The sequence below is a fragment of the Mesorhizobium sp. M0030 genome (assembly GCF_040323695.1).
Classification (GTDB): Bacteria; Pseudomonadota; Alphaproteobacteria; order Rhizobiales; family Rhizobiaceae; genus Mesorhizobium.
This window is the reverse complement of sequence record NZ_JAMYVE010000012.1, coordinates 187,220-208,040: the sequence shown is the minus strand read 5'-3', so window position 1 is coordinate 208,040 and position 20,821 is coordinate 187,220. Positions and strand designations below refer to the sequence as shown.

Annotated in this window: 22 protein-coding genes; 17 read left to right on the top strand and 5 right to left on the bottom strand. The window is 63.2% G+C overall.

The window, feature by feature from the left end; all coding sequences use genetic code 11:
* Position 1 precedes the first annotated feature (1 nt).
* Positions 2-1,045: an aldo/keto reductase gene (locus NKJ80_RS23420; RefSeq protein WP_352498388.1), complete on the bottom strand. Its 1,044-nt coding sequence runs from the start codon at positions 1,043-1,045 to the stop codon at positions 2-4.
* 243 nt (positions 1,046-1,288) lie between these two features.
* On the opposite strand from NKJ80_RS23420, the gene ppk2 reads away from it, so the two are divergent.
* Positions 1,289-2,209 (top strand): polyphosphate kinase 2, encoded by a 921-nt coding sequence (gene ppk2, locus NKJ80_RS23415; RefSeq protein WP_023682405.1) that lies wholly within the window; start codon positions 1,289-1,291, stop codon positions 2,207-2,209.
* 185 nt (positions 2,210-2,394) lie between these two features.
* Here ppk2 and NKJ80_RS23410 read toward each other — a convergent pair whose 3' ends face one another.
* Complete coding sequence (locus tag NKJ80_RS23410; protein ID WP_352498387.1) at positions 2,395-3,039, bottom strand: dihydrofolate reductase family protein; 645 nt, start codon at positions 3,037-3,039, stop codon at positions 2,395-2,397.
* Positions 3,040-3,148: 109 nt separating this feature from the next.
* Positions 3,149-3,844, bottom strand: a complete 696-nt coding sequence (locus NKJ80_RS23405; RefSeq protein WP_023697455.1) for a winged helix-turn-helix transcriptional regulator — start codon at positions 3,842-3,844, stop codon at positions 3,149-3,151.
* A gap of 176 nt (positions 3,845-4,020) precedes the next feature.
* Between NKJ80_RS23405 and NKJ80_RS23400 the strand changes: the two genes are divergently transcribed.
* Together NKJ80_RS23400 and NKJ80_RS23395 are read left to right on the top strand one after the other, a co-directional pair.
* Positions 4,021-4,347 (top strand): DUF1330 domain-containing protein, encoded by a 327-nt coding sequence (locus NKJ80_RS23400; protein ID WP_023673003.1) that lies wholly within the window; start codon positions 4,021-4,023, stop codon positions 4,345-4,347.
* Between the two features lie 140 nt (positions 4,348-4,487).
* Positions 4,488-5,252, top strand: coding sequence for an imm11 family protein (locus NKJ80_RS23395; RefSeq protein ID WP_023713510.1), 765 nt, complete (start codon positions 4,488-4,490; stop codon positions 5,250-5,252).
* Positions 5,253-5,254: 2 nt separating this feature from the next.
* On the opposite strand, the gene hemB is transcribed toward NKJ80_RS23395, so the two are convergent.
* Positions 5,255-6,310, bottom strand: a complete 1,056-nt coding sequence (gene hemB, locus NKJ80_RS23390) for a porphobilinogen synthase (RefSeq protein ID WP_352498386.1) — start codon at positions 6,308-6,310, stop codon at positions 5,255-5,257.
* Between the two features lie 88 nt (positions 6,311-6,398).
* A complete protein-coding gene (locus tag NKJ80_RS23385; protein ID WP_352498385.1) occupies positions 6,399-6,905 on the bottom strand; it encodes a pyridoxamine 5'-phosphate oxidase family protein in 507 nt (168 codons plus the stop codon).
* Positions 6,906-7,084: 179 nt separating this feature from the next.
* Here NKJ80_RS23385 and NKJ80_RS23380 point away from each other — a divergent pair, with 179 nt between their 5' ends.
* The 14 genes from NKJ80_RS23380 to osmF all read left to right on the top strand — a co-directional run bounded on the left by NKJ80_RS23380 (position 7,085) and on the right by osmF (position 20,640).
* Positions 7,085-8,122: an enoyl-CoA hydratase/isomerase family protein gene (locus NKJ80_RS23380; protein WP_023689512.1), complete on the top strand. Its 1,038-nt coding sequence runs from the start codon at positions 7,085-7,087 to the stop codon at positions 8,120-8,122.
* Positions 8,119-8,541 (top strand): DUF6163 family protein, encoded by a 423-nt coding sequence (locus tag NKJ80_RS23375; protein WP_023682398.1) that lies wholly within the window; start codon positions 8,119-8,121, stop codon positions 8,539-8,541. Before NKJ80_RS23380 ends, NKJ80_RS23375 begins: the two co-directional genes overlap by 4 nt.
* Before the next feature lie 202 nt (positions 8,542-8,743).
* The gene (ldtR, locus tag NKJ80_RS23370) at positions 8,744-9,259 is read left to right on the top strand and encodes a transcriptional regulator LdtR (RefSeq protein WP_023672997.1); all 516 of its coding nucleotides are present in this window, start codon (positions 8,744-8,746) and stop codon (positions 9,257-9,259) included.
* Between the two features lie 378 nt (positions 9,260-9,637).
* Positions 9,638-10,891 carry a L,D-transpeptidase family protein gene (locus NKJ80_RS23365; protein ID WP_023682396.1) on the top strand — a complete coding sequence of 418 codons (1,254 nt, stop codon included), beginning with the start codon at positions 9,638-9,640 and terminating at the stop codon, positions 10,889-10,891.
* Positions 10,892-11,073: 182 nt separating this feature from the next.
* Entirely contained in the window at positions 11,074-12,720 is a 1,647-nt protein-coding gene (locus NKJ80_RS23360; protein WP_352498384.1) for a Na+/H+ antiporter, read from the top strand.
* Positions 12,721-12,891: 171 nt separating this feature from the next.
* Positions 12,892-14,205: a serine hydroxymethyltransferase gene (glyA, locus tag NKJ80_RS23355; RefSeq protein ID WP_352498383.1), complete on the top strand. Its 1,314-nt coding sequence runs from the start codon at positions 12,892-12,894 to the stop codon at positions 14,203-14,205.
* A gap of 79 nt (positions 14,206-14,284) precedes the next feature.
* Entirely contained in the window at positions 14,285-14,869 is a 585-nt protein-coding gene (locus NKJ80_RS23350) for an invasion associated locus B family protein (RefSeq protein ID WP_023753655.1), read from the top strand.
* A gap of 136 nt (positions 14,870-15,005) precedes the next feature.
* Positions 15,006-15,500, top strand: a complete 495-nt coding sequence (nrdR, locus tag NKJ80_RS23345) for a transcriptional regulator NrdR (RefSeq protein WP_023669351.1) — start codon at positions 15,006-15,008, stop codon at positions 15,498-15,500.
* Between the two features lie 2 nt (positions 15,501-15,502).
* Entirely contained in the window at positions 15,503-16,633 is a 1,131-nt protein-coding gene (gene ribD / locus NKJ80_RS23340; RefSeq protein WP_352498382.1) for a bifunctional diaminohydroxyphosphoribosylaminopyrimidine deaminase/5-amino-6-(5-phosphoribosylamino)uracil reductase RibD, read from the top strand.
* Position 16,634: 1 nt separating this feature from the next.
* Positions 16,635-17,252 carry a riboflavin synthase gene (locus NKJ80_RS23335; protein WP_352498381.1) on the top strand — a complete coding sequence of 206 codons (618 nt, stop codon included), beginning with the start codon at positions 16,635-16,637 and terminating at the stop codon, positions 17,250-17,252.
* A gap of 93 nt (positions 17,253-17,345) precedes the next feature.
* Complete coding sequence (gene ribH, locus NKJ80_RS23330) at positions 17,346-17,840, top strand: 6,7-dimethyl-8-ribityllumazine synthase (RefSeq protein WP_352498380.1); 495 nt, start codon at positions 17,346-17,348, stop codon at positions 17,838-17,840.
* Positions 17,837-18,337 (top strand): transcription antitermination factor NusB, encoded by a 501-nt coding sequence (nusB, locus tag NKJ80_RS23325; protein ID WP_023682390.1) that lies wholly within the window; start codon positions 17,837-17,839, stop codon positions 18,335-18,337. The genes ribH and nusB overlap by 4 nt, the downstream gene beginning before the upstream one ends.
* On the top strand, positions 18,334-19,551 hold the full coding sequence (locus tag NKJ80_RS23320; protein ID WP_023682389.1) for an MFS transporter: 1,218 nt from the start codon (positions 18,334-18,336) through the stop codon (positions 19,549-19,551). The genes nusB and NKJ80_RS23320 overlap by 4 nt, the downstream gene beginning before the upstream one ends.
* Positions 19,552-19,728: 177 nt before the next feature.
* Positions 19,729-20,640 carry a glycine betaine ABC transporter substrate-binding protein OsmF gene (gene osmF / locus NKJ80_RS23315; RefSeq protein WP_023689505.1) on the top strand — a complete coding sequence of 304 codons (912 nt, stop codon included), beginning with the start codon at positions 19,729-19,731 and terminating at the stop codon, positions 20,638-20,640.
* Positions 20,641-20,821: the final 181 nt, after the last annotated feature.

The window sequence follows — 20,821 nt, the reverse complement described above, 5'->3', positions numbered from 1 at the left end:
GTCAGATGACGCTGCGGTCCATAACCAGATCGGCCGGGCCGAAGCGGTCCTTCGCCGTAAACTGCTGGTGCCAGTAGGGATAGAGCACCGGCGGCCGGCTGACGGCATCGAGACGCTGGCGTTCATCAAAGGACAGCGTCAGGCTTGCCGCGGCGAGATTGTCTTTCAACTGGGCCTCGTTGCGTGCGCCGATCACCAGCGAACTGACGGCTGGCCGGCCGAGCAGCCAGGTCAGCGCCACCTGGGCCGCCGAAACGCCGCGTGCCGCACCGATATCGACCAGCACATCGACGATCCGCCACAGCCGGTCTTCGTCGCGGATCGGCGGTTCCGACCAGCCGCCGATCTGGCGCGCCGTCGGGCTGTCGCGGCGGTATTTTCCCGACAGGAGGCCGCCGGCGAGCGGGCTCCACACCAAAACGCCAAGGCCCTGGTCGACCGAGATCGGCAAGAGCTCATACTCGGCCTCGCGTGCTTCCAGCGTGTAGTGGATCTGCTGGGTGACGAAGCGCGGCTGGTGCTGGCTGTCGCTGATGCCCAGCGCCTTCATGACCTGCCAGCCGGAATAGTTGGAGCAGCCGACATTGCGGATCTTGCCCTGGGCAACCAGCGTGTCGAGCGCGGCGATGGTTTCCTCGAGCGGCGTCGCGCCATCCCATTCGTGCAGGAAATAGATGTCGATGACATCTGTCCTGAGGCGCTTCAGGCTCTTCTCGCATTCGCGGATCAGATGATGGCGCGACAGGCCTTCGTCATTGGGGCCCTTGCCGATCCGCATGCGCGCCTTGGAGGCGATCAGCACGTCGTTCTTGCGCTTGCCGCCGAGCGCCTCGCCGATGATCTCTTCCGACAATCCGTTCGAATAGACATTGGCGGTGTCGATGAGATTGATGCCGGCATCGATGCAAGTGTCGATGATGCGCGAGGCCTCCGCGAGATCGGAATTGCCGACGGCAGCGAACGGCCCGCTGCCGCCGAAGGTCATGGTTCCCAAGGTCAGCGCCGAAACTTTCAAGCCGGAACGGCCAAGCGTGCGGTATTCCATGTCAGATCCTCGTAGTTTTGGTGGGGAGGCGGTTTTAGCAGGAAAGGGCGGGGAAGCCCGAACGGGTCCGCCATTTGTAGGACAATTTGAGCGGCTTGTCGCCATCCCAGGGCAATGGATCGGCAATGCTCGCTGGTTTGCAGTGATCACCGGCTGGCCGGCGGCTTGCAATAAAACCGTCATTGGCGGCCTATATCGAGTCGGCTCAGGGTTTCATGTCAGCCGGCAAGCGGAGCAGTCGAAATGACCGAGTTGAAGCAGAATTCTCCGGCCAGGGATTGGCTGGAAGCCGAACTCGCCGACATGCTCGACGAGGACTATGAGCTTGAAATGTCGGAGCCGGCGCTGTCGCTGGAGATCTCCAAGATCTACAAGAACGCGCATCCGCCGTCGATCGACCGCATGCAGTATTTCCGCGACCTGATCGGCTTGCAGTCGGAACTGATCAAGCTGCAGTCCTGGGTCGCCTACCACAAGAAGAAGCTGGTGGTGGTTTTCGAAGGACGCGATTCCGCCGGCAAGGGCGGCGTCATCAAGCGCATCACCCAGCGCCTCAACCCGCGCATCTGCCGCGTCGTGGCGCTGCCGGCGCCGACCGAGCGCGAAAAATCGCAGTGGTATTTCCAGCGCTACGTGCCGCATCTGCCGGCCGGCGGCGAGATCGTGCTGTTCGACCGCTCCTGGTACAACCGCTCCGGCGTCGAGCGGGTGATGGGCTTTGCCGAACCCGATCAGGTCGAAGAGTTCTTCCGCGATGTGCCGGAGTTCGAGCGCATGCTGGTCCGCTCCGGCGTCACGCTGGTCAAATACTGGTTCTCGATCACCGACGAGGAACAGCAGATGCGCTTCATGATGCGCATCCACGACCCGATGAAGCAGTGGAAGCTGTCGCCGATGGACCTGCAGTCGCGCGTGCGCTGGGAGCAGTACACCAAGGCCAAGGAAGAGACGTTTGCCCGCACCAACATCCCAGAGGCACCGTGGTACATCGTCGAAGGCAACGACAAGAAGCGGGCGCGGCTGAACTGCATCGACCATCTCCTCAAACAGCTGCCCTATGAGGACGTGCCGCACGAAGAAATCACGCTGCCCGAGCGGGTGTTCAACCCGGAGTACGAGCGCCAGGTCCTGCCGCGCGAGCTTTACGTGCCGGAGAAGTATTGAGCACTTTTCCTTCTCCCCGTTTCACGGGGAGAAGGTGCCGGAAGGGCGGATGAGGGGCAGCTCCGGCGACGAATTCACAGCCGTCGGACGCTGCTAACCTCCAAAGCAGCGCTGCCCCTCATTGCCTGCCGGGCATTTCTCCCCGTAGAACGGGGAGAAAGAAGCCTGCGCCTATCACTTCGCCACTACACCCGCTTGATCGTCACATGCGTGGCGAGCGCTGTCGCCACCTGCTCGGTGCACTGGTAACCCAGCTTCAGCATATCCAGCCCGGCAAACAGGCTCTCGCCCCTCCCGAGCAACACTGGCGACACCGCCAGATGCAACTCGTCGATGAGCTTCTCTTGCAGATATTGCCGGATGGTGGAAACGCCGCCGCCGACGCGGACATCCTTGCCGCCGGCCGCGGCCTTTGCTTGTTCGAGCGCGGCGTGGATGCCGCCGGTGACGAAGTGGAAAACGGTGCCGCCTTCCATCGCAATGGGGTCGCGCTTGTGATGGGTCAGCACGAAGGTCGGCACATGATAGGGCGGGTTGTCGCCCCACCAGCCTTTCCAGCTCTCGTCCGGCCATTCGCCGCGGATTGGGCCGAACATGTTGCGGCCGAGGATCCAGGCGCCGACATTGTGGAAGCTGCCGATGGTGAACCGGTCGTCCACATCGGTGGTGCCGCCATCCTTGCCGACCATCTCGTGGAAGGTGCGGGTGCCGGTCATCCATTTGTGCAGATCTTCGCCACCAACGCCGAGCGGATTTTGCAGGTCCTGGTCAGGACCGGCGCCGAAACCGTCGAGCGACAAGGTGGAGGCATTGACGCGCAGTTTGGACATGGAAGACTCCCTTTGGTGACCAGTTGTGATTTGCAATCAGTATTCAAACTGATTGCATTTTGCAACTAGTATTTTTAGAGGCAAGCGATCTGTGGAATGCGCAGGGACCTCAAGCCGCCACGCGCTTCGGCATCACCGCAAACGGGCTGAGCCCAAGCCAGATCTGCATCTTGCCGGCGACGTCGAGATCGCCGGTCAGGCTGATCTTGTCGCGTTCCTTGTGAACTGTCGTCAGCCCCATCCAGATCGAGGTCATGGTGCACAGATCGGTCGAGACGTAGAGATCGACGTCGAAGCCCGGATCGTACCAGCAAAGATCGACCTCGCCCTGCTTTTCGACGATCAGCCACCACGATCGTTTTGACGCCGGCAGGTCATGGTACAGGAATTGTATCACGGTGCGCCCGTCCGGCAGCGGACTGGGGTTCAGATTGCGCCGCATGTCCCACATCAGCAGCGACGGATCGAGGTTTTTGAGCGACAGCCTGGCCTCGACCCATTTCTGGCCCCAAAACCCCATCGCCTCGACAACCGGGCGCAAATCCCGGCCCGCCTCGGTCAGCCGGTATTCGAACACGCCCTTCTCGGTCGCGATCTCGGTCCGCTCGACGATGCCTCCCGCTTCGAGATCCCTAAGCCGTTGCGACAGAAGGGTTGGCGACATTTTCGGCACGCCGCGGCGCAAATCGTTGAAGCGGGTCGATCCCGCCACCAGTTCGCGCAACAGCACCATGGTCCAGCGTGTGCACAACAGCTCCGCCGCCATGGAGAGCGGGCAGAATTGCTTGTAACCGGCTTGTGTCATGTGGTGAGCTCCAAAAGATGTTACCGGACCTTATTCAGAAAACCTGAGTTCAGCCAGTACAGAAGCTGTACTGGCACCCCCGGTACAGTTCTGTGACTGGAGCGGTCCGGCGCCGCCATGCGAGGCAGCGGTCACGTCACCGGGCAGTCCGGTGCCGATCCATGAGGAGTTGGACAATGACCGCTTACGTGATCGCAGACATCAAGGTGAAGGACGACAAATGGGTGCCGGCCTATGCCGCTTCGGTGCATGACCTCGTCCACAAGCATGGCGGCAAGTATCTCGCCCGCAGCGGCAATGTGAAGACGCTGGAGGGCAAGCCGCTCGACACCAGCCTGATCGCCATCATGGCGTTTCCGTCGGCAAAGGCAGCCGAGGCCTTCACCAACGATCCGCAATACGCCCCGTTTGTGGCGGAGCGCCGGAAGGGCAGCGACAGCCGCTTCCAACTGATCGACGATACCGATCTCGCTGGAACGATCCCTTATTTGCCGAAGGCGTGAGGAAAAGCCGGAACCCGGTGTATCAGGGTTCCGGCTAACCCTTCAGCATTTGCGCCACTTCGGGCGCGAAGCAGGTGGACGGGTACTCTCACGCGATTTAGTCTTGAACTCGAAAGTCGGTAAACTGAGCAGGCGCGCACGTGACCATTATTTCACTCATTGCAAAACTGTTTGCCAACCGGAACCGCCCGCAGAATAGGCCAGCTCAAGTCCCAGAGCGGGTTTTCCGCAAAGAGGCGAAATTCAAGAAACATGGAAAATTCTTCCAGATCGGACCGACATATCGCGGCGGGTCCCATTGTCTTCAGCTGGAAAACGCCCAAGCTTTGGTGCCGCCACCCCGCATACTGCTCGGGCCGACGGAGTTTGGGGGATACGGCTTTCCTGAGTACCCGGAGACGCCCAGGCTACGGCCTGAAGCGACAGCCTATTGCAGGCCACCAAAAGACTTAGAAGATTTTCATTGTTACTGGCTTGTATCCGAGCGCCTGAAGGAAGTTCTGCAGTCAGTCGACCCCGATGGGGTCGTGTTTAACGACTGCGACGTATTCTATTTGAGCGGAAAGCCGATCGAACCAAAGCACTACCTTTGCGACATCGTTCGCAAGATTGATGCCGTTGATCTCGAATCGTCGAAGTTTAGGCTTTTGATCGGCGAGAATGGAGGCGTCCACTACGACCGCGCCGGAGGCGCGTGCTTCTATTTCAAGGAGGAGATTGTTGGCGATGCGCATATCTTCAAACAGAAGAACATGGGCATCGTCATTTGCACCGCCAAATTGAGAGAAGCCTGTGTCGAAGCAGGCATCAAGAAGCCCGACTTGTTCCAAGACATGTCGGTTTGCGGGCGTGGTCGGCTGGACTTCGAAACAAGAAATGTCAAAGAGAGTTATGTGCTGGAGTGAATTTATCCCTTCAGCATTTGCGCCACTTCCGGAGCGAAGTAAGTCAGGATGCCGTCGCAGCCGGCGCGCTTGAAGGCGAGCAGGCTCTCCAGCATTGCCTTTTCGCCGTCGATCCAGCCATTGGCGGCCGCCGCCTTGATCATCGAATATTCGCCTGACACCTGGTAGGCGAAGGTCGGCATCTGGAACTCGTCCTTCAGCCGGCGGATGATGTCGAGATAGGGCAGGCCGGGCTTGACCATCAGCATGTCGGCGCCCTCGGCGATATCCTGCTCGGCCTCGCGCACCGCTTCGTCGGAATTGGCGTGGTCGAGATAGTAGGTCTTCTTGTCGCCCTTGAGCAGGCCGGCGGTGCCGACCGCCTCGCGGTAGGGGCCGTAGAAGGCGGAGGCGAATTTCGTCGCATAGGACATGATCGCCACATCCGAAAAACCGTTGGCGTCGAGTGCGTCGCGGATGGCGCCGATGCGGCCGTCCATCATGTCGGACGGCGCGATGATGTCGGCGCCGGCCGCTGCCTGGATGACGGCCGCGGCGGTCACCTGTTCCACTGTCTCGTCATTGACGATGATGCCGTCGCGCAAGATGCCGTCATGGCCGTGCGAGGTGAACGGATCGAGCGCGGCATCGGTGATGATGCCGATCTCGGGCACTGCGTCCTTGATGGCGCGGGTGGCGCGGTTGATGATGTTTTCCGGGTCGAGGATGTGCGATCCCGTCTGGTCGCGCAGGCTGAGTTCAACATTGGGGAAGGTGGCGATCGCCGGAATGCCGAGCTTAGCGGCCCGCTCGGCCTCCTTGACGGCGAGGTCCAGCGACAGGCGGAAGACGCCGGGCATGGCGGCGATCGGCTCGCGCGTGTTCTTGCCGTCGATCACGAAGATCGGCCAGATCAGATCGTCCACGGTAAGCCGGTTTTCCTGCACCAGGCGGCGCGACCAGTCGGCCTTGCGCATGCGCCGCAAGCGGCGGCTGCCGGTGATCTCGTCGACGCTGCGCGCACCGGCGGGCTTTGCCGGTGCGAATTTGTTGCTCGTCGCGGGGGTGAATTTGTTCATCGCAAAAACTCCGGGTCGAGGCGGCTTTTACCACGAGGCCTTGCCTCTGACCAATGCGACACGATTGTGCCAGTCGATAACGCGCTGCTTACGGCTTCGGCGGCCACGCCAGCTCGGGGCCGGTTTTGAAGAACGACACATTGTTGGTGAAGATGCTCTCCGGGGCGGGCCGGATCAGGCGCCCGTCCGGATGGTCGATGTCGGCCACATTGTCGATGAACCAGCGGTTCCAGGTCGCCTCCGGGCCGAGATATTTGTGCAGCAGCCGTTTGAAGCGGTTCGGCGCCATCGCTTCGATGGTGGCGACGCCGCGCAGGCCGAGATGCAGCAGGATGCCGGCCTCATTGTCGAAATGGACGATCTCCACGGCGCAGCGCGGGTCACGTTCGAGGTGTTTGACAGCACTTGCGCCGGTCGAGCCGAGTAGCCAGATCGCAGCGTCCTCCCAGATGAACCACATCGGCGCGTTGCGCGGCGCGCCGTCAGCGGTCACGGTCGCCAGATTGGCCATCAGCGGGCGGCTGAGAACATCATCCGGGTCGAACTTTTTCGGCATCTCCCAGCCATGGCTCGGCGCTGCGGTTTCAAGCGTCATGCGTTTGTCCCTGCATCAGAAGAAAGGCTGTTTGCCCGGCAATTTTGCGCGCATTTCTGTCGGGGGCAAAGCACGGTCGCGTTGCCTTGCGAAAATCCAAACCGCGCCCGCCGGTTGACGCACCCATGCGCCACCTTTAGCACTTCAGTCCCGCAGGCGCGGGGAGGGATTCTCTGACGATGGACTTTGGCGGCGGCGACGAGATCCGCTTCGAACGGTTGGGCAAGGCAGGCGTCGTCACGCTGACGCGGCCGCAGGCGCTCAATGCGCTGACACATCGCATGATCAAGGCGCTGGACAAGGCGCTCGACGCTTTTGAACGCGATACCGGCGTCGATGTCGTCGTCGTCAAAGCCGAGGGCAGAGCGTTTTGCGCCGGCGGCGACATCATGCACGTCTACGAGGCCCGCGCCGGGAAGCCGCCGGTCGAGTTCTTCGCCGACGAATACCGGCTCAACGCCCGCATCAACAGTTACAAAAAGCCCTATGTCGCGCTGATCGACGGGATCGTGATGGGCGGGGGCGTCGGCATCTCTTTCCACGGCTCGCAGCGCGTGCTGACCGAGAACGCCCAGTTCGCCATGCCCGAAGTCGGCATCGGTTTCTTCCCCGACGTGGGCGGCAGCCATCTGCTGCCTGACCTCGGCGGCAGCTTCGGCATGTATCTGGCGCTGACCGGCAACCGCATCCGCTATGGCGATGCATTATGGTCGGGCCTGGCCACCCACACCATCAAGGCCGCCGACCAGGCTGCCTTTCTCGACCGGCTCTGCGCCAATGGCGATCCGGAATCGGTCCTGCGCGGCTTCTTCGTGCCGGCCAGGCGCGAAACCGCCCAGCCGGTGCTGGAAGCCATCGCCCGGCATTTTTCCCAACCCTCGCTCGCCGAAATCCTCGAGAGCCTGGAGCGGGCGGCAGGCGCCGACGAGTTTGCCGCCAAGACGCTGGCCACCATCCGCACCCGCTCGCCGACCAGCCTTAATGTCGCGTGGCGCCAGATCAGCGCCGGGCTGACGCTGTCGATGGAAGCCTGCATGAAGATGGAGTTCCGCATCCTCAACCGCATGCTGGCCGGGCACGACTTCTATGAAGGCATCCGCGCCGTCCTCGTCGACAAGGGTTCGACGCCGCAGTGGCGGCCGGCAAGCCTGGCCGAGGTCGACGCTGCTTCGGTGGACGCCTATTTCGCGCCGCTCGAACGGGAGCTCGAACTGTGAGCGAGGTCACGTCGCGGCGCATCGTGCTGCAGCCCTCGGGTGTCGAGATCATCTTCGCCTGGTTCCAGCGCGTCATAGCGGGCTATTGCCTGCTGTTCGGCATCCTGTACTGGATCCGGCTGATCGGCTTTTATCCCGGCCCGCTGTGGCGCTTCGACCTGATGCCGGTGCACTGGCAGGTCGTGGCGGTGATGCTGGCCGTGTTCTTCCCCTTCGCCGCCGCCGGCCTCTGGATGCTGGCGTCGTGGGGCCCGGTGATCTGGTTCATCTGTGCTGTCACCGAGACCATCATGTATGCCGGCTTCCCCGATCTGTACGGCCACCGGCCGCTCATCGTCTTCTCGCATGCCGCGGTCGCACTGCTCTACATCGCCTTCCGCGTTGTCATCTGGATGCGCAAGCGCCCCGCTCGCGCCTGAAACGCCGCCCCGCAGCCATTGGGTAAATCTTTAGGTTAATTATCCTTGCTCGGGTGACCGTTCGTTAAGCGTCTTGCGAAACCTATTACCGGTAAGCTCTTGTTAGCCCTAGCGTTTAAGTCGAATTTTATGAGTATTCGATAGTGTCGCAATCAAGGTGAAAAACAAAAAATCACCAGGCGACAAACGAGAGGCAAAGACAATGATCAATTCGCGTCCGGCGGCGAAGACCGCCAACGTATCCGACGATCGCCGCGAGGCTATCCGTTCGCTTTACATGGAATCGCTGCAGCTGGTGGAGCGTCTGCATCGCCGTCTGCTTGACGTGATCAAGGACGAGTTCGACCGCAATGGCCGTTCCGACATCAATGCCATCCAGGCGCTGCTTCTGTTCAACATCGGCAACTCCGAGCTGACCGCCGGCGAGCTGCGCTCGCGTGGCTACTATCTCGGCTCGAACGTCTCCTACAATCTGAAGAAGCTGGTCGATCTCGGCTTCATCAACCACCAGCGCTCGCGCATCGACCGCCGTTCGGTCCGCGTCTCGCTGACGCCGAAGGGCAATGAAGTGGCCGAAGTCGTCGCCGGTCTCTATGAGCGCCATGTCGGCTCGATCGAACAGGTCGGCGGCATCAACAGCGAAGAGTTCAAGCAGATGAACCGCGCGCTGCAGCGCCTGGATCGCTTCTGGAACGACACCATCGCCTACCGGATGTAATCAGCGGGCCATTGAATAGCAGCTGCGCCGGAAGAAGCGCGGCCGGAGGAAAGTCTCAGCCAACAGGCCGGTGCCGAAAAGCACCGGCCTTTTCTTTTCGAGCCGCCGGCGCTTCCAAATTCGTCGTAAGCCACGTTGCCGCCATATTCGCGGTGGAAGCGGGGATGCGGGTGATGCGGCGGCGAAAGCTGTTCGCGCGCCTGTAATGTCGCATCGCGGTCCGCTTTTGACGGCCAGGTGACGCAGGTCATGGTTGGCTAATTGTTAACAGTGCCAACTTTAGAGTGCGGGCGATATCGCCCAACATCGAGCACGTAGCCGAACGCTGCAACAGCCAAACGCTACAAGCCAAACACGACAAGAATGTCTGGAACGTCCATGAGAACCAGCCGCCGCTTTTTTCTTTCCGGAGCTTCCGCGCTCGCCGTGGCCATGGTTGCCAATGCCGCCAGCGCGCAGGATGTCATCGATGATATCCTGAAATCGTCGAACCGCGGCAATTGGGACGACCAGTTCGATGCCCGCGCCTCGGAAGGCGGCAAGGTCGCCTCGACGCTGCCGATCTTCAGCCTGCAGACGGTCGCCTTCACCGAACAGGCTGTGGCGCAGTATCAGAACATCGTCGCCCAGGGCGGCTGGGGCGAGGTGCCGGCGACAAAGAAGCTGCAGCTTGGCGTCGACGATCCGGACGTGGTGCCGCTGCGCAAGCGGCTGATGGTTTCGGGCGACCTGGCGCAGAGCGCCGGCATTTCGACGTCGTTCGATTCCTATGTCGACGCCGCGGTCAAGCGCTTCCAGGCGCGCCATGGCCTGCCGGCCGACGGCGCCATGGGCAAATACACCTATGCCGCGATGAACGTTTCGGCGCAGATCCGCCTCGGTCAGCTGCAGACCAATCTGGAGCGCCTGCGCGAAAAGGCCGGCACGCTGGGCAGCCGTTATGTGCTGGTCGATATCCCGGCGGCACAGATCGAGGCGGTCGAGAACGATCGCGTCGTGCTGCGCCACACCGCAATCGTCGGCAAGATCGACCGCCAGACCCCGGTGGTCAATTCCAAGATCAACGAGATCATCGTCAATCCCTACTGGAACGCGCCGGTCTCGATCGTGCGCAAGGACATCATTCCGCTGATGCGGAAGAACCCCGACTATCTCAAGGACAGCCATATCCGCCTGTTTGCGCCGGATGGCAGCGAAGTCGATCCGATGACTGTCGATTGGTCGACGGATGATGCCGCAAAATACCGCTTCCGCCAGGATCCGGGTTCCGGCAACGCCATGGCCTCGGTGAAGATCAACTTCCCCAGCCCCGACGGCGTCTACATGCACGACACGCCGCAGCAGAGCCTGTTCGGCAAGATGATGCGCTTCGATTCCTCGGGCTGCGTGCGTGTCCAGAACGTGCGCGACCTCGTCACATGGATCCTGCGCGACACACCCGGCTGGGATCGCCAGCATTTCGAGGCGACCATCAAGACCGGCGAGAACACGCCGGTGCAGGTCGTCAACCCGGTTCCGGTCCACTTCCTCTATGTGTCGGCCTGGTCGACGGGTCCGGGCGTCGTGCAGTTCCGCGACGACGTCTACGCGCTCGATGGCGCCAGCGAACTGCAGATCACCTCTTCGCTCTAAGCGGCTGATCTCCTTCAGGAAAGGCCACCGCAAGGTGGCCTTTCCGTTCGACATCCCAACAGAAGAAGACTGGTGGCCGCCAGCCATGCAGGCCATGAACACTGCCGGACGTTGCGCCGCAGGCCCATCTGGACGGACTAACGGCAATTGCGCATGGTCCTCAAAACAGCCGGAATCGCGCCATGCAGGTCGCAATCTTCATCCTCGCCGTGCTGGTCTTCGTCGCTCTTTCCGGCGCACTGGTGCGGTTGGTTCGGGTGCCGCTGCCGGTGCTGCAGATTGCCATCGGCGCCGCGCTCGCCTGGCCGGTGAAAGGCATCCATGTCGAGATCGACCCCGAACTCTTCCTGCTGGTGTTCATTCCGCCGCTTTTGTTCGGCGATGCGTATGGAGCGCCCAAACGCGAGCTGATCGCGCTGCGCGGACCGATCCTCGATCTGGCCATCGGGCTGGTCTTCTTTACCATTGTCGGCTTCGGTTATGCCTTGCACTGGTTGGTGCCGAGCATCCCGCTGGTCGTCGCCTTCGCGCTCGCCGCCGTGCTGTCCCCGACCGACGCCGTCGCGGTGTCCTCGATCGTCGACAGAAGCCTGGTGCCGGCGCGGCTGATGCATATTCTGGAAGGCGAGGCGCTGCTCAACGACGCCTCGGGCCTGGTCATGTTCCGCTTCGCCGTCGCCGCCGCCGTGACCGGCAGCTTTTCCTTCGCCGATGCATCGCTGTCCTTCGTCTATGCCGTCGCCATCGGCATCCTGGCCGGCATCGCCGCGTTGTTCATCGCCGCCAGGCTGCTGCAGCTTCTGAATCGCATCGGCGGCGTTCCGGCCGAGGCGCAGGTTCTGGTCATGGTCCTGCTGCCCTTCATTGCCTATCTCGTCGCCGAACATCTGCATGCCTCAGGCATTCTGGCGGCGGTCACCGCCGGGCTTTTGACCGGCGGCTCCGGCGTCTTCCGCTTCCTCGGCGTCTCGGCGCGCATGCAGACGATCTCGCTGTGGACGACCTTGTCCTTCGTCTACAATGGCGCGCTGTTCATCGTGCTCGGCATGCAGCTTCCCGAAATCATTCGCCGCGTGCCGCCCGAACTGACCGGCCATTACCCGATCATCCAGCCGGTCGCGACGGTGATAGCGCTGACGCTGTGCCTGATCGCGCTGCGCTTCCTCTGGATCTGGGTCGGCGATATCGCGGCAGGCCTCAAGGCAAAATGGGGAAAGCGCAAGGCCGAGCCGTTTGGCATGCGTGTGCGGCTTGCCGGCTCGGTGGCGGGCGTGCGCGGCGCGATCACGCTGGCCGGCATCCTGTCGCTGCCGGTTGCCATGCCGGACGGCTCGTCTTTTCCGGCGCGCGACCTGGTGATCTTCCTCGCCGCCGGCGTCATCATCTGTTCGCTCGCCATCGCCAGCGTGGCGCTGCCGAAGATAGCGCACGGACTGGTCGAGCCGGGCGAGGATGGCAGCGCCATCGAGGAGCGTCTCGCCCGCATCGGCGCCGCCAAGGCGGCCATCGCCCGCATCGAAAGCATGGCGGGCGCCAGCGACGACGACCAGGGCGAGGTGCCCGGCGCCAGGCTTGCCGCCGCCGAAAACATCGTCGCCGGCTACCGGCGCCGCATCGCCACCTCGGACGAGGCCGACGACGCCCGGGCGGAGGCCCGCGAAGCCGGGCGGCTGGAGCTCGAAATGCGGCTTGCCGGCATCGAGGCCGAGCGCATCGCCGTGCGCGACATGTTAAGCAGCGGCGCGATCAACGACCATACGGCGCGGGCGCTGTTTACCGAGATCACGCTCACCGAAGCCTTGCTGCAGGGGCGGCAGGAGCGAAAATAGCGGTTCAGGGCCGCTCCGGCGCAATCCGGCCAGCAAATTTCGCGCTGCAGACGTGGCGAGGCGAAAACAACTGTGTTAATGGCGCGGCAATGCATGTCGCCCGGAACCGTGCAGCGGTTTCGGGGCAACGATATGCATAGATAAATGCCCCGAACCGAAGGATTTCAGGCCATGGCAACTGCAGCGGCAGCGTCGAACAAAATCGAATCCTTCTTCGAAACCACGCTGGAAGATGCCGATCCGGAGATCTTCGGCTCGATCCGCAACGAGCTTGGCCGCCAGCGTCACGAGATCGAGCTGATCGCCTCGGAAAACATCGTTTCGCGCGCCGTGCTCGAGGCGCAGGGCTCGATCATGACCAACAAATACGCCGAGGGTTATCCGGGCAAGCGCTATTATGGCGGCTGCCAGTTCGTCGACGTCGCCGAGGAACTCGCTATCGAGCGCGCCAAAAAGCTGTTCGGCTGCAACTTCGCCAATGTCCAGCCGAATTCCGGCAGCCAGATGAACCAGGCGGTCTTCCTGGCGCTGCTGCAGCCGGGCGATACCTTCATGGGCCTCGACCTGAACTCCGGCGGCCACCTGACGCACGGCTCGCCCGTCAATATGAGCGGCAAATGGTTCAAGGTCGTTTCCTATGGCGTGCGCAAGGACGACCATCTGCTCGACATGGACGCGATCGAAAAGACCGCGCATGAGACCAAGCCGAAGCTGATCCTGGCCGGCGGCACCGCCTATTCGCGCATCTGGGACTGGAAGCGCTTTCGCGAGATCGCCGATGCGGTCGGCGCCTATCTTATGGTCGACATGGCCCATATCGCCGGCCTGGTTGCCGGCGGCGTGCATCCGTCACCGCTGCCGCACGCCCATGTCGTGACCACGACCACGCACAAATCGTTGCGAGGCCCGCGCGGCGGCATGATCCTGTGCAATGACGAGGACATCGCCAAGAAGATGAACTCGGCGGTTTTCCCCGGCCTGCAGGGCGGCCCGCTGATGCATGTCATCGCCGCCAAGGCGGTCGCCTTCGGCGAGGCGCTGAAGCCGAGCTTCAAGCTCTATGCCGAGAGTGTCGCCGCCAACGCGAAGGCGCTGGCGTCGAGCCTCAAGGAAACCGGCCTCGACATCGTCTCCGGCGGCACCGACAACCATCTGATGCTCGTCGATCTCAGGCCCAAGAACGCCACCGGCAAGCGCGCCGAGGCAGCGCTCGGCCGCGCCAACATCACCTGCAACAAGAACGGCATCCCGTTCGATCCGGAAAAGCCTTTCGTCACCTCGGGCGTGCGTCTGGGCACGCCGGCCGGCACCACGCGCGGCTTCGGCCAGGCCGAGTTCCGCGAAATCGGCAAGTTGATCGCCGAGGTGCTGGACGGGCTGAAGGTCGCCAATTCCGACGAAGGCAATGCGGCTGTGGAAGCAGCCGTGAAGGCCAAGGTCGTGGCGCTGACCGATCGTTTCCCGCTCTATCCCTATCTCGGTTGACCGCCAGCGGCGCATCGTCTTTTATCCCGCGCTCTGCGCCGCTTGCTGTCCGGGCGGCGCGGCCTGTGGAGATCTGACGATGCGCATGTTCCATCCTGCCGTTCTGGCCTTCCTCGGCTTGCTTGCCACCTTCACTGTGTCGTGCGCGATCGCCGAGGAGCAGACGCAGCCGGGCACGGATATCCCGGCCACCAGCACCTTTGGCAGGTGGACCACGATCATCGATGCGCTCGACACCGGCCAGGATTCGCACAAGACCTGTGCGGCCTCGACAGCCTTTGTCGACGGCAACGGCAATGCCGGCACGCTGACGCTTTCGATCTCGACTGGCGACGCCCTGCCGCCCGATGCCTATCCGGCGATCATGTTCACCATCGCCAACAAGGAGCTGCCGACCGGCAAGAAGATCGCCGCGACCTTTGGCGACCCCGGCGTCAAGGTTTCCGCGACCGTCTATTCCAATGATGCCGGCCGCCCGAGCTGGACCGTCGACAACCAGGTCAAGACCAGTCTCGCTTTGTTGCGGGCCATGCGCCAGGTCATCTCGCTCGATGTGACGTTCGGCAAGCAGGCTGTCGCCAGCATCCCGATGGATGGCTTCACCAAGGCCTACCGCAACCTCGGAACGTCCTGCGGCTTCCCGACCAAGGACGTCGCCCCCTGACATATCTGGCGCGGCTGGCAATTTTCCTCCCGCCTCGCTATCTCTGAGGGCGAGCGGCCGTTGCCGAACCTTTGCCGTCCCGGCAAAAACCTCTAAGCCTATCGTTCCGCCAGAATCGCCAACCCGAAGGCTCTCCATGCGCTGTCCCTATTGCCAGTCCGAAGATACGCAGGTGAAGGATTCGCGCCCCGCCGAGGATGGCGCCGCGATCCGCCGGCGGCGCGTTTGCCCCGATTGCGGTGGCCGTTTCACCACCTTCGAGCGCGTCCAGTTGCGGGACCTCGTGGTGGTCAAGAAGTCCGGCAGAAAGGTGCCGTTCGACCGCGACAAGCTCTTGCGTTCGGTGGAGATCGCGGTGCGCAAGCGCAATGTCGATCCCGAGCGCATCGACCGCGCCGTCACCGGCATCGTGCGCCAGCTCGAAAGCTCCGGCGAGACGGAAATCGCCTCGGGCGAGGTCGGCCGGCTCGTGATGGAAGCGCTGAAGTCGCTCGACGACGTCGCCTATGTCCGCTTCGCCTCTGTCTATCGCAATTTCCGCGAGGCCAAGGATTTCCACGATGTGCTGGGTGAGCTCAAAGGTGACGAACTCAAAGGCGACGAGCTGAAGAGCGAAGAGGACGCCGGCTGAGCATGGCAAGCCAAACGTCAGGGAAGGCCGATCAGCAGGCCCTCGATCGCCGCTTCATGGCCGCAGCGCTGAGGCTCTCGCGCAGAAATGCCGGCCGCACCTCCACCAACCCTTCCGTCGGCACCATAATCGTTCGCGACGATGGCGCCGGCCCGATGATCGTCGGCACCGGCGTCACCGCTGTTGGCGGCCGGCCGCATGCCGAGACCGAAGCGCTGGCTGAAGCCGGCGAGTTGGCGCGCGGTGCCACCGCCTATGTCACGCTGGAGCCCTGCGCCCACCATGGCCGCACGCCGCCTTGCGCCAACGCGCTGGTCAATGCCGGAGTGGCGCGGGTGGTAGGCGCCGCCAGCGATCCCGATCCGCGCGTCTCCGGCAAAGGCTACGCCATCCTGCGCGCCGCCGGCATCGAAGTGGTCGAAAAGGTGCTGGTCGAGGAAGCCGCCGAGCAGATGGCCGGCTATTTGATTCGGTCCCTGAAAAAGCGCCCGGAAGTGATTCTGAAGCTTGCGCTTTCCAGCGACGGCAAGATCGGCAGGCACGGCGCCGGCCAGGTCGCGATCACCGGCGATATCGCCCGCCGCGAAGTCTATCTGATGCGCGCCGAAGCCGATGGCATACTGGTCGGCATCGGCACGGCGCTGGAGGATGATCCGGCGCTCACCGTGCGGCTGCCGGGGCTGGAGAACCGCTCGCCGGCGCGCATCGTGCTCGACCGCCAGATCAGGCTGCCGGAAGCCTCGAAGCTGGTCTCCGGCACCGACCGAGTGCCGCTCTATGTCGCCGCGAGCCTGGGGGCCGATCCGCTGCGGCGGTCGGTGCTGGAGCGTGCCGGCGTGCGCTTCATCGGCACCGAAACCCATGAAGGCGGCATTGCCTTGCCGGAACTGCTCGAGGATCTCGGCGCGATCGGCATGGCCAGCGTTCTGGTCGAAGGCGGCGCCAAGGTGGCCAGCGCCTTCCTCGCCGAGGGATTGGTCGACCGCATCGTGCTGTTCCAGGGACCGGAAGCGATCGGCGAGGGCGGCATTGCATCGCCCATCGACGCCAACCATATCCCGGCAGGCTTCCGCAAATTGCGCGAGATGCGCTTCGGGGAAGACAGCTATGCCGAATGGGTGAGAGATATCTGAAATGTTCACTGGAATTGTCACCGATGTCGGCACTGTCGCGGCCATCAAGCCGCTGAGCGAAGGCGTCGGCCTGCGCATCGACACTGCCTATGATCCCGCGACCATCGCTATTGGCGCCTCGATTTCCTGCGGCGGCGTCTGCCTGACGGTGACGGCGCTGCCAGATGGCGGCTCGAACGCCCGCTGGTTCGAGGTCGAAGCCTGGGAAGAGGCACTGAGGCTGACCACGGCGTCGGGCTGGAAATCAGGCACCAAGGTCAATCTCGAGCGGGCACTGAAGATCGGCGACGAACTCGGCGGCCACATCGTGTCGGGCCATGTCGATGGCATGGCCGAAATCATCGAGCGCAAGGACGAGGGCGATGCCGTGCGCTTCACGCTGGAGGCGCCGCGCGAACTGGCGAAATTCATCGCGCCCAAGGGTTCCGTCGCACTCGACGGCACCTCGCTCACCGTCAACAAGGTCGAAGGCGCCCGTTTCGACGTGCTGTTGATCCATCATTCGCTGACCGTGACCACCTGGGGCGAGCGCAAGGTCGGCGACAAGGTCAACCTCGAGATCGACACCATGGCCCGCTACGCCGCGCGACTGGTCGAGGCGGCGAAAGAGGGGCTTTGAGCCCCCTGGGAAATTAGCCGGGCCTGAGCGTCGGACAAAGCTTGCGAATGCGGCCGCTTCGGCCTAAGTCACCGGCTACCCCCGGAGACATTCATGGCAGGCACATCCCAACACGGCAAAGCGTTCATTCGCCCGAAGAAGAAGGCCCACCTTCTGATCATCGAGGCGCGCTTTCATGACGACCTTGCCGACGCGCTGCTCGACGGCGCGACGACAGCACTCGACGAAGCCGGCGTGACCTATGACGTCGTCACCGTTCCCGGTTCGCTGGAAATTCCAGCAGTGATCACTTTTGCGCTCGACGGCATGGGCGAGGGCGGCAAGGACTATGATGGTTTTGTCGCGCTCGGCACCATCATTCGTGGCGACACCTATCATTTCGACATCGTCGCCAATGAATCGAGCCGCGCGCTGATGGATCTCTCGGTGCAGGAAGCGATTGCGATCGGCAACGGCATCCTGACCACCGAGAACGACGCGCAGGCCTGGACGCGCGCCAAGCGCTCGGAGGGCGACAAGGGCGGCTTTGCCGCGCGCGCGGCGCTGACCATGATCGCGCTCAAAGAGAAGCTGGGAGCGCAATCGTGAGCGAACCCGCTTCGCCCGGCCAGCCCGCGATACGCCACGCCAACAAGCGTGGCGCCGCCCGTCTGGCCGCCGTGCAGGCGCTTTACCAGATGGACGTGGCCGGCAGCGGCGTCTTCGAGATCACCGCCGAATACGAGGCGTTCCGGCTCGGCAAGGAAGTCGACGGCGCGCTTTATCGCGAGGCCGACGCGCAGTGGTTCCGCGCCATCCTGGCCGGCGTCGTCGAGAACCAGACGACCATCGATCCGATTATACGCCAGGCGCTGACGGAAGACTGGCCGCTGTCCAGACTCGATTCGACGTTGCGCGCCATCCTGCGGGCTGGCGTCTACGAACTGATGAAGCGCGACGACGTGCCGGTGGCCGTCATCGTTTCGGAATATGTCGACATCGCCAAGGCCTTCTACGAGGAAGACGAGCCGAAGCTGACCAACGCCGTGCTCGACCGTGTGTCGCGCCGGGTGCGGGGCGAGGGGCGCGGCAAGGACGCATTGTGACCGGCACCGTCCCCGGCGCAGCAAGGGAAGCGCGCCGCACGGCGATCATCCTGGCGACGTCGCAGGCGATTATCGGTTCGGCCGCGCCGATTGCCATTTCCATGGGCGGGCTGGCCGGGCAATATCTGCTTGGCCCCGATAAGTCGCTGGCAACGGCGCCAATCACCGGCTTCAACATCGGCGTGGCGCTCGGCGCGTTGCCGGCCGCGGCCATCATCCGCTGGCTCGGCCAGCGCGGCGGCTTCATGACCGGCACCATCGTGACCGCGCTTGGCGGCGTCATCTCCACGCTGGCACTGTTCCACGCCAGCTTCTGGCTGTTCGCTTTCGCGCTGCTGGTGATCGGCGTCGGCGGCGCCTTCGTCCAGCAGTTCCGCTTCGCCGCCGCCGATAATGCTCCGCCCGAATTCAAGGCGCGCGCCATTTCCTTCGTGCTGGCCGGCGGCGTCATCACCGCGATCCTCGGGCCGCAGATCGTCATCTTCACCCGCGAATTGCTGGCGCCGGTGATGTTTGCCGGCTCGTTCGTGGCCATTCCGGTTCTGGCGGCGGCCGGCGCCATCATCCTGTCATTCCTGCGCATCCCGGCCAAGGCTCCCGGCCACGCGGAAGTCGCGTCAAGCGACGCCCGGCCGCTGTCCGATATCGTCACCCGGCCGCGTTTTGTCGCGGCGCTGTTTTGCGCCGTCGGCAGCTATGCGCTGATGAGTTTCGTCATGACCGGCGCGCCGCTGGCCATGGTCGGCTGCGGCCTGTCGACAGACGACGCCACGCTCGGCATTTCCTGGCATGTGATGGCGATGTTTGCGCCGAGCTTCTTCACCGGATCGCTGATCCATCGCTTCGGCGCCGAACGCATCGTCGCCACCGGCCTGGTCCTGCTCATCGGCTGCGCCGCGGTGGCATTGTCCGGCCTGCATTTGTGGCAGTTCTGGACCGCGCTGATCCTGCTTGGCCTCGGCTGGAATTTCGCCTTCATCGGCGCCACCTCCATGGTCGCCGACAGCTACCATCCGTCCGAAAAGAGCAAGGTGCAGGGCTTCCACGACTTCGTCCTGTTCGGCTCCGTCGCCTTCGCCTCGCTAATGTCGGGCGCCATCTACAATGCCTGGGGCTGGGAGATGCTGAACTGGCTGGTTTTCCCGGTCGTCGCCCTGTGTTTCGTCGCCCTTGGCGCGCTCAAACTGACCGGATCGCGCAAAGCCCGCGCCTGATCCGGTTCTATCTTTGGCTTGGCACGACCTGTCAGCATGGCGCCGACCGAATCGCGGCGACCGCACAAAATTATTGCGTCTGTACCCATTGTTATGAAACCGTGTGCCCCGACGGGGCGTTGAAGCCATGCTCATATGCGGCCACCGCATTTCGGTCCAAAGCAAGGGGTTTTCACAATGTTTTCAGTCAAGATTCTGGCCGGCGCGGCGTTGGCGCTCGGCATCACGGCCGCCTCCGCCAATGCCCAGGTGGTCGTCTCCTCGAAGATCGACACCGAGGGCGGCGTGCTCGGCAACATCATCCAGCTTGTGCTCAACGCCAACAACATCAAGACCACCGACCGCATCCAGCTCGGCGGCACGCCGGTGGTACGCAAGGCGATCACCGCCGGCGAGATCGACATCTATCCCGAGTACACCGGCAATGCCGCTTTCTTCTTCGAGAAGGCCGACGATCCGGTCTGGAAGGATGCCGCCAAGGCCTATGAGACCGCCAAGAAGCTCGACTATGACGCCAACAAGATCGTCTGGCTGTCGCCGTCACCGGCCAACAACACCTGGGCGATCGCGCTGCGCAAGGAGGTTGCCGAGACCAACAAGCTGGCGACCCTGACCGACTTCGGCAAATACGTCGCCGGCGGCGGCACGGTGGTTTTGGCGGCGTCGGCTGAGTTCGTCAATTCGGCGGCAGCCCTGCCGGCGTTCCAGACCACTTACGGCTTCACGCTGAAGCCGGAGCAGTTGATCACGCTTTCGGGCGGCGACACCGCCGCGACAATCGGTGCTGCCGCCAACCAGACCAACGGCGCCAACGCCGCCATGGTCTACGGCACCGACGGCGGCATCGCGCCGTCCGGCCTGGTCGTGCTCGCCGACGACAAGGGCGTGCAGCCGGTCTACCAGCCGGCGCCGATCATCCGCGAAGCGGTGCTGAAAGAGCATCCGGAGATCGAGACGCTGTTGAAGCCGGTGTTCGCCAAGCTCGACCTCGTCACGCTGCAGGAACTCAACGGCCGCGTCCAGGTCGGCGGCGAGCCGGTCAAGGGTGTCGCCGAGGACTTTTTGAAGAAGAACGGGTTTTTGAAGTAGTCAGCGCATAGCTGATCGTGACGCTGGTGCGAGACACCCCTCTCTGGAAGCTGCTGATCTCCCCCCTTGCGGGGGAGATGTCCGGCAGGACAGAGGGGGGTGCTGTCCCGCCGACCTCACAACCGGTAGCAGGTGCGTGCCTCGACAGGGTTGCTTCCGAACAGGCCGACGCTCGAGAGCT

Coding starts and splice junctions, on each gene's coding strand:
- NKJ80_RS23400 (WP_023673003.1), top strand. CDS start 4,021: ATGACCGCTTACGTGATCGCAGACATCAAGGTGAAGGACGACAAATGG.
- ppk2 (WP_023682405.1), top strand. CDS start 1,289: ATGACCGAGTTGAAGCAGAATTCTCCGGCCAGGGATTGGCTGGAAGCC.
- ribH (WP_352498380.1), top strand. CDS start 17,346: ATGGCAGGCACATCCCAACACGGCAAAGCGTTCATTCGCCCGAAGAAG.
- hemB (WP_352498386.1), bottom strand. CDS start 6,310: ATGAACAAATTCACCCCCGCGACGAGCAACAAATTCGCACCGGCAAAG.
- nrdR (WP_023669351.1), top strand. CDS start 15,006: ATGCGCTGTCCCTATTGCCAGTCCGAAGATACGCAGGTGAAGGATTCG.
- NKJ80_RS23420 (WP_352498388.1), bottom strand. CDS start 1,045: ATGGAATACCGCACGCTTGGCCGTTCCGGCTTGAAAGTTTCGGCGCTG.
- NKJ80_RS23405 (WP_023697455.1), bottom strand. CDS start 3,844: ATGACACAAGCCGGTTACAAGCAATTCTGCCCGCTCTCCATGGCGGCG.
- NKJ80_RS23410 (WP_352498387.1), bottom strand. CDS start 3,039: ATGTCCAAACTGCGCGTCAATGCCTCCACCTTGTCGCTCGACGGTTTC.
- osmF (WP_023689505.1), top strand. CDS start 19,729: ATGTTTTCAGTCAAGATTCTGGCCGGCGCGGCGTTGGCGCTCGGCATC.
- NKJ80_RS23365 (WP_023682396.1), top strand. CDS start 9,638: ATGAGAACCAGCCGCCGCTTTTTTCTTTCCGGAGCTTCCGCGCTCGCC.
- ldtR (WP_023672997.1), top strand. CDS start 8,744: ATGATCAATTCGCGTCCGGCGGCGAAGACCGCCAACGTATCCGACGAT.
- NKJ80_RS23350 (WP_023753655.1), top strand. CDS start 14,285: ATGCGCATGTTCCATCCTGCCGTTCTGGCCTTCCTCGGCTTGCTTGCC.
- NKJ80_RS23380 (WP_023689512.1), top strand. CDS start 7,085: ATGGACTTTGGCGGCGGCGACGAGATCCGCTTCGAACGGTTGGGCAAG.
- NKJ80_RS23385 (WP_352498385.1), bottom strand. CDS start 6,905: ATGACGCTTGAAACCGCAGCGCCGAGCCATGGCTGGGAGATGCCGAAA.
- NKJ80_RS23335 (WP_352498381.1), top strand. CDS start 16,635: ATGTTCACTGGAATTGTCACCGATGTCGGCACTGTCGCGGCCATCAAG.
- NKJ80_RS23360 (WP_352498384.1), top strand. CDS start 11,074: ATGCAGGTCGCAATCTTCATCCTCGCCGTGCTGGTCTTCGTCGCTCTT.
- ribD (WP_352498382.1), top strand. CDS start 15,503: ATGGCAAGCCAAACGTCAGGGAAGGCCGATCAGCAGGCCCTCGATCGC.
- glyA (WP_352498383.1), top strand. CDS start 12,892: ATGGCAACTGCAGCGGCAGCGTCGAACAAAATCGAATCCTTCTTCGAA.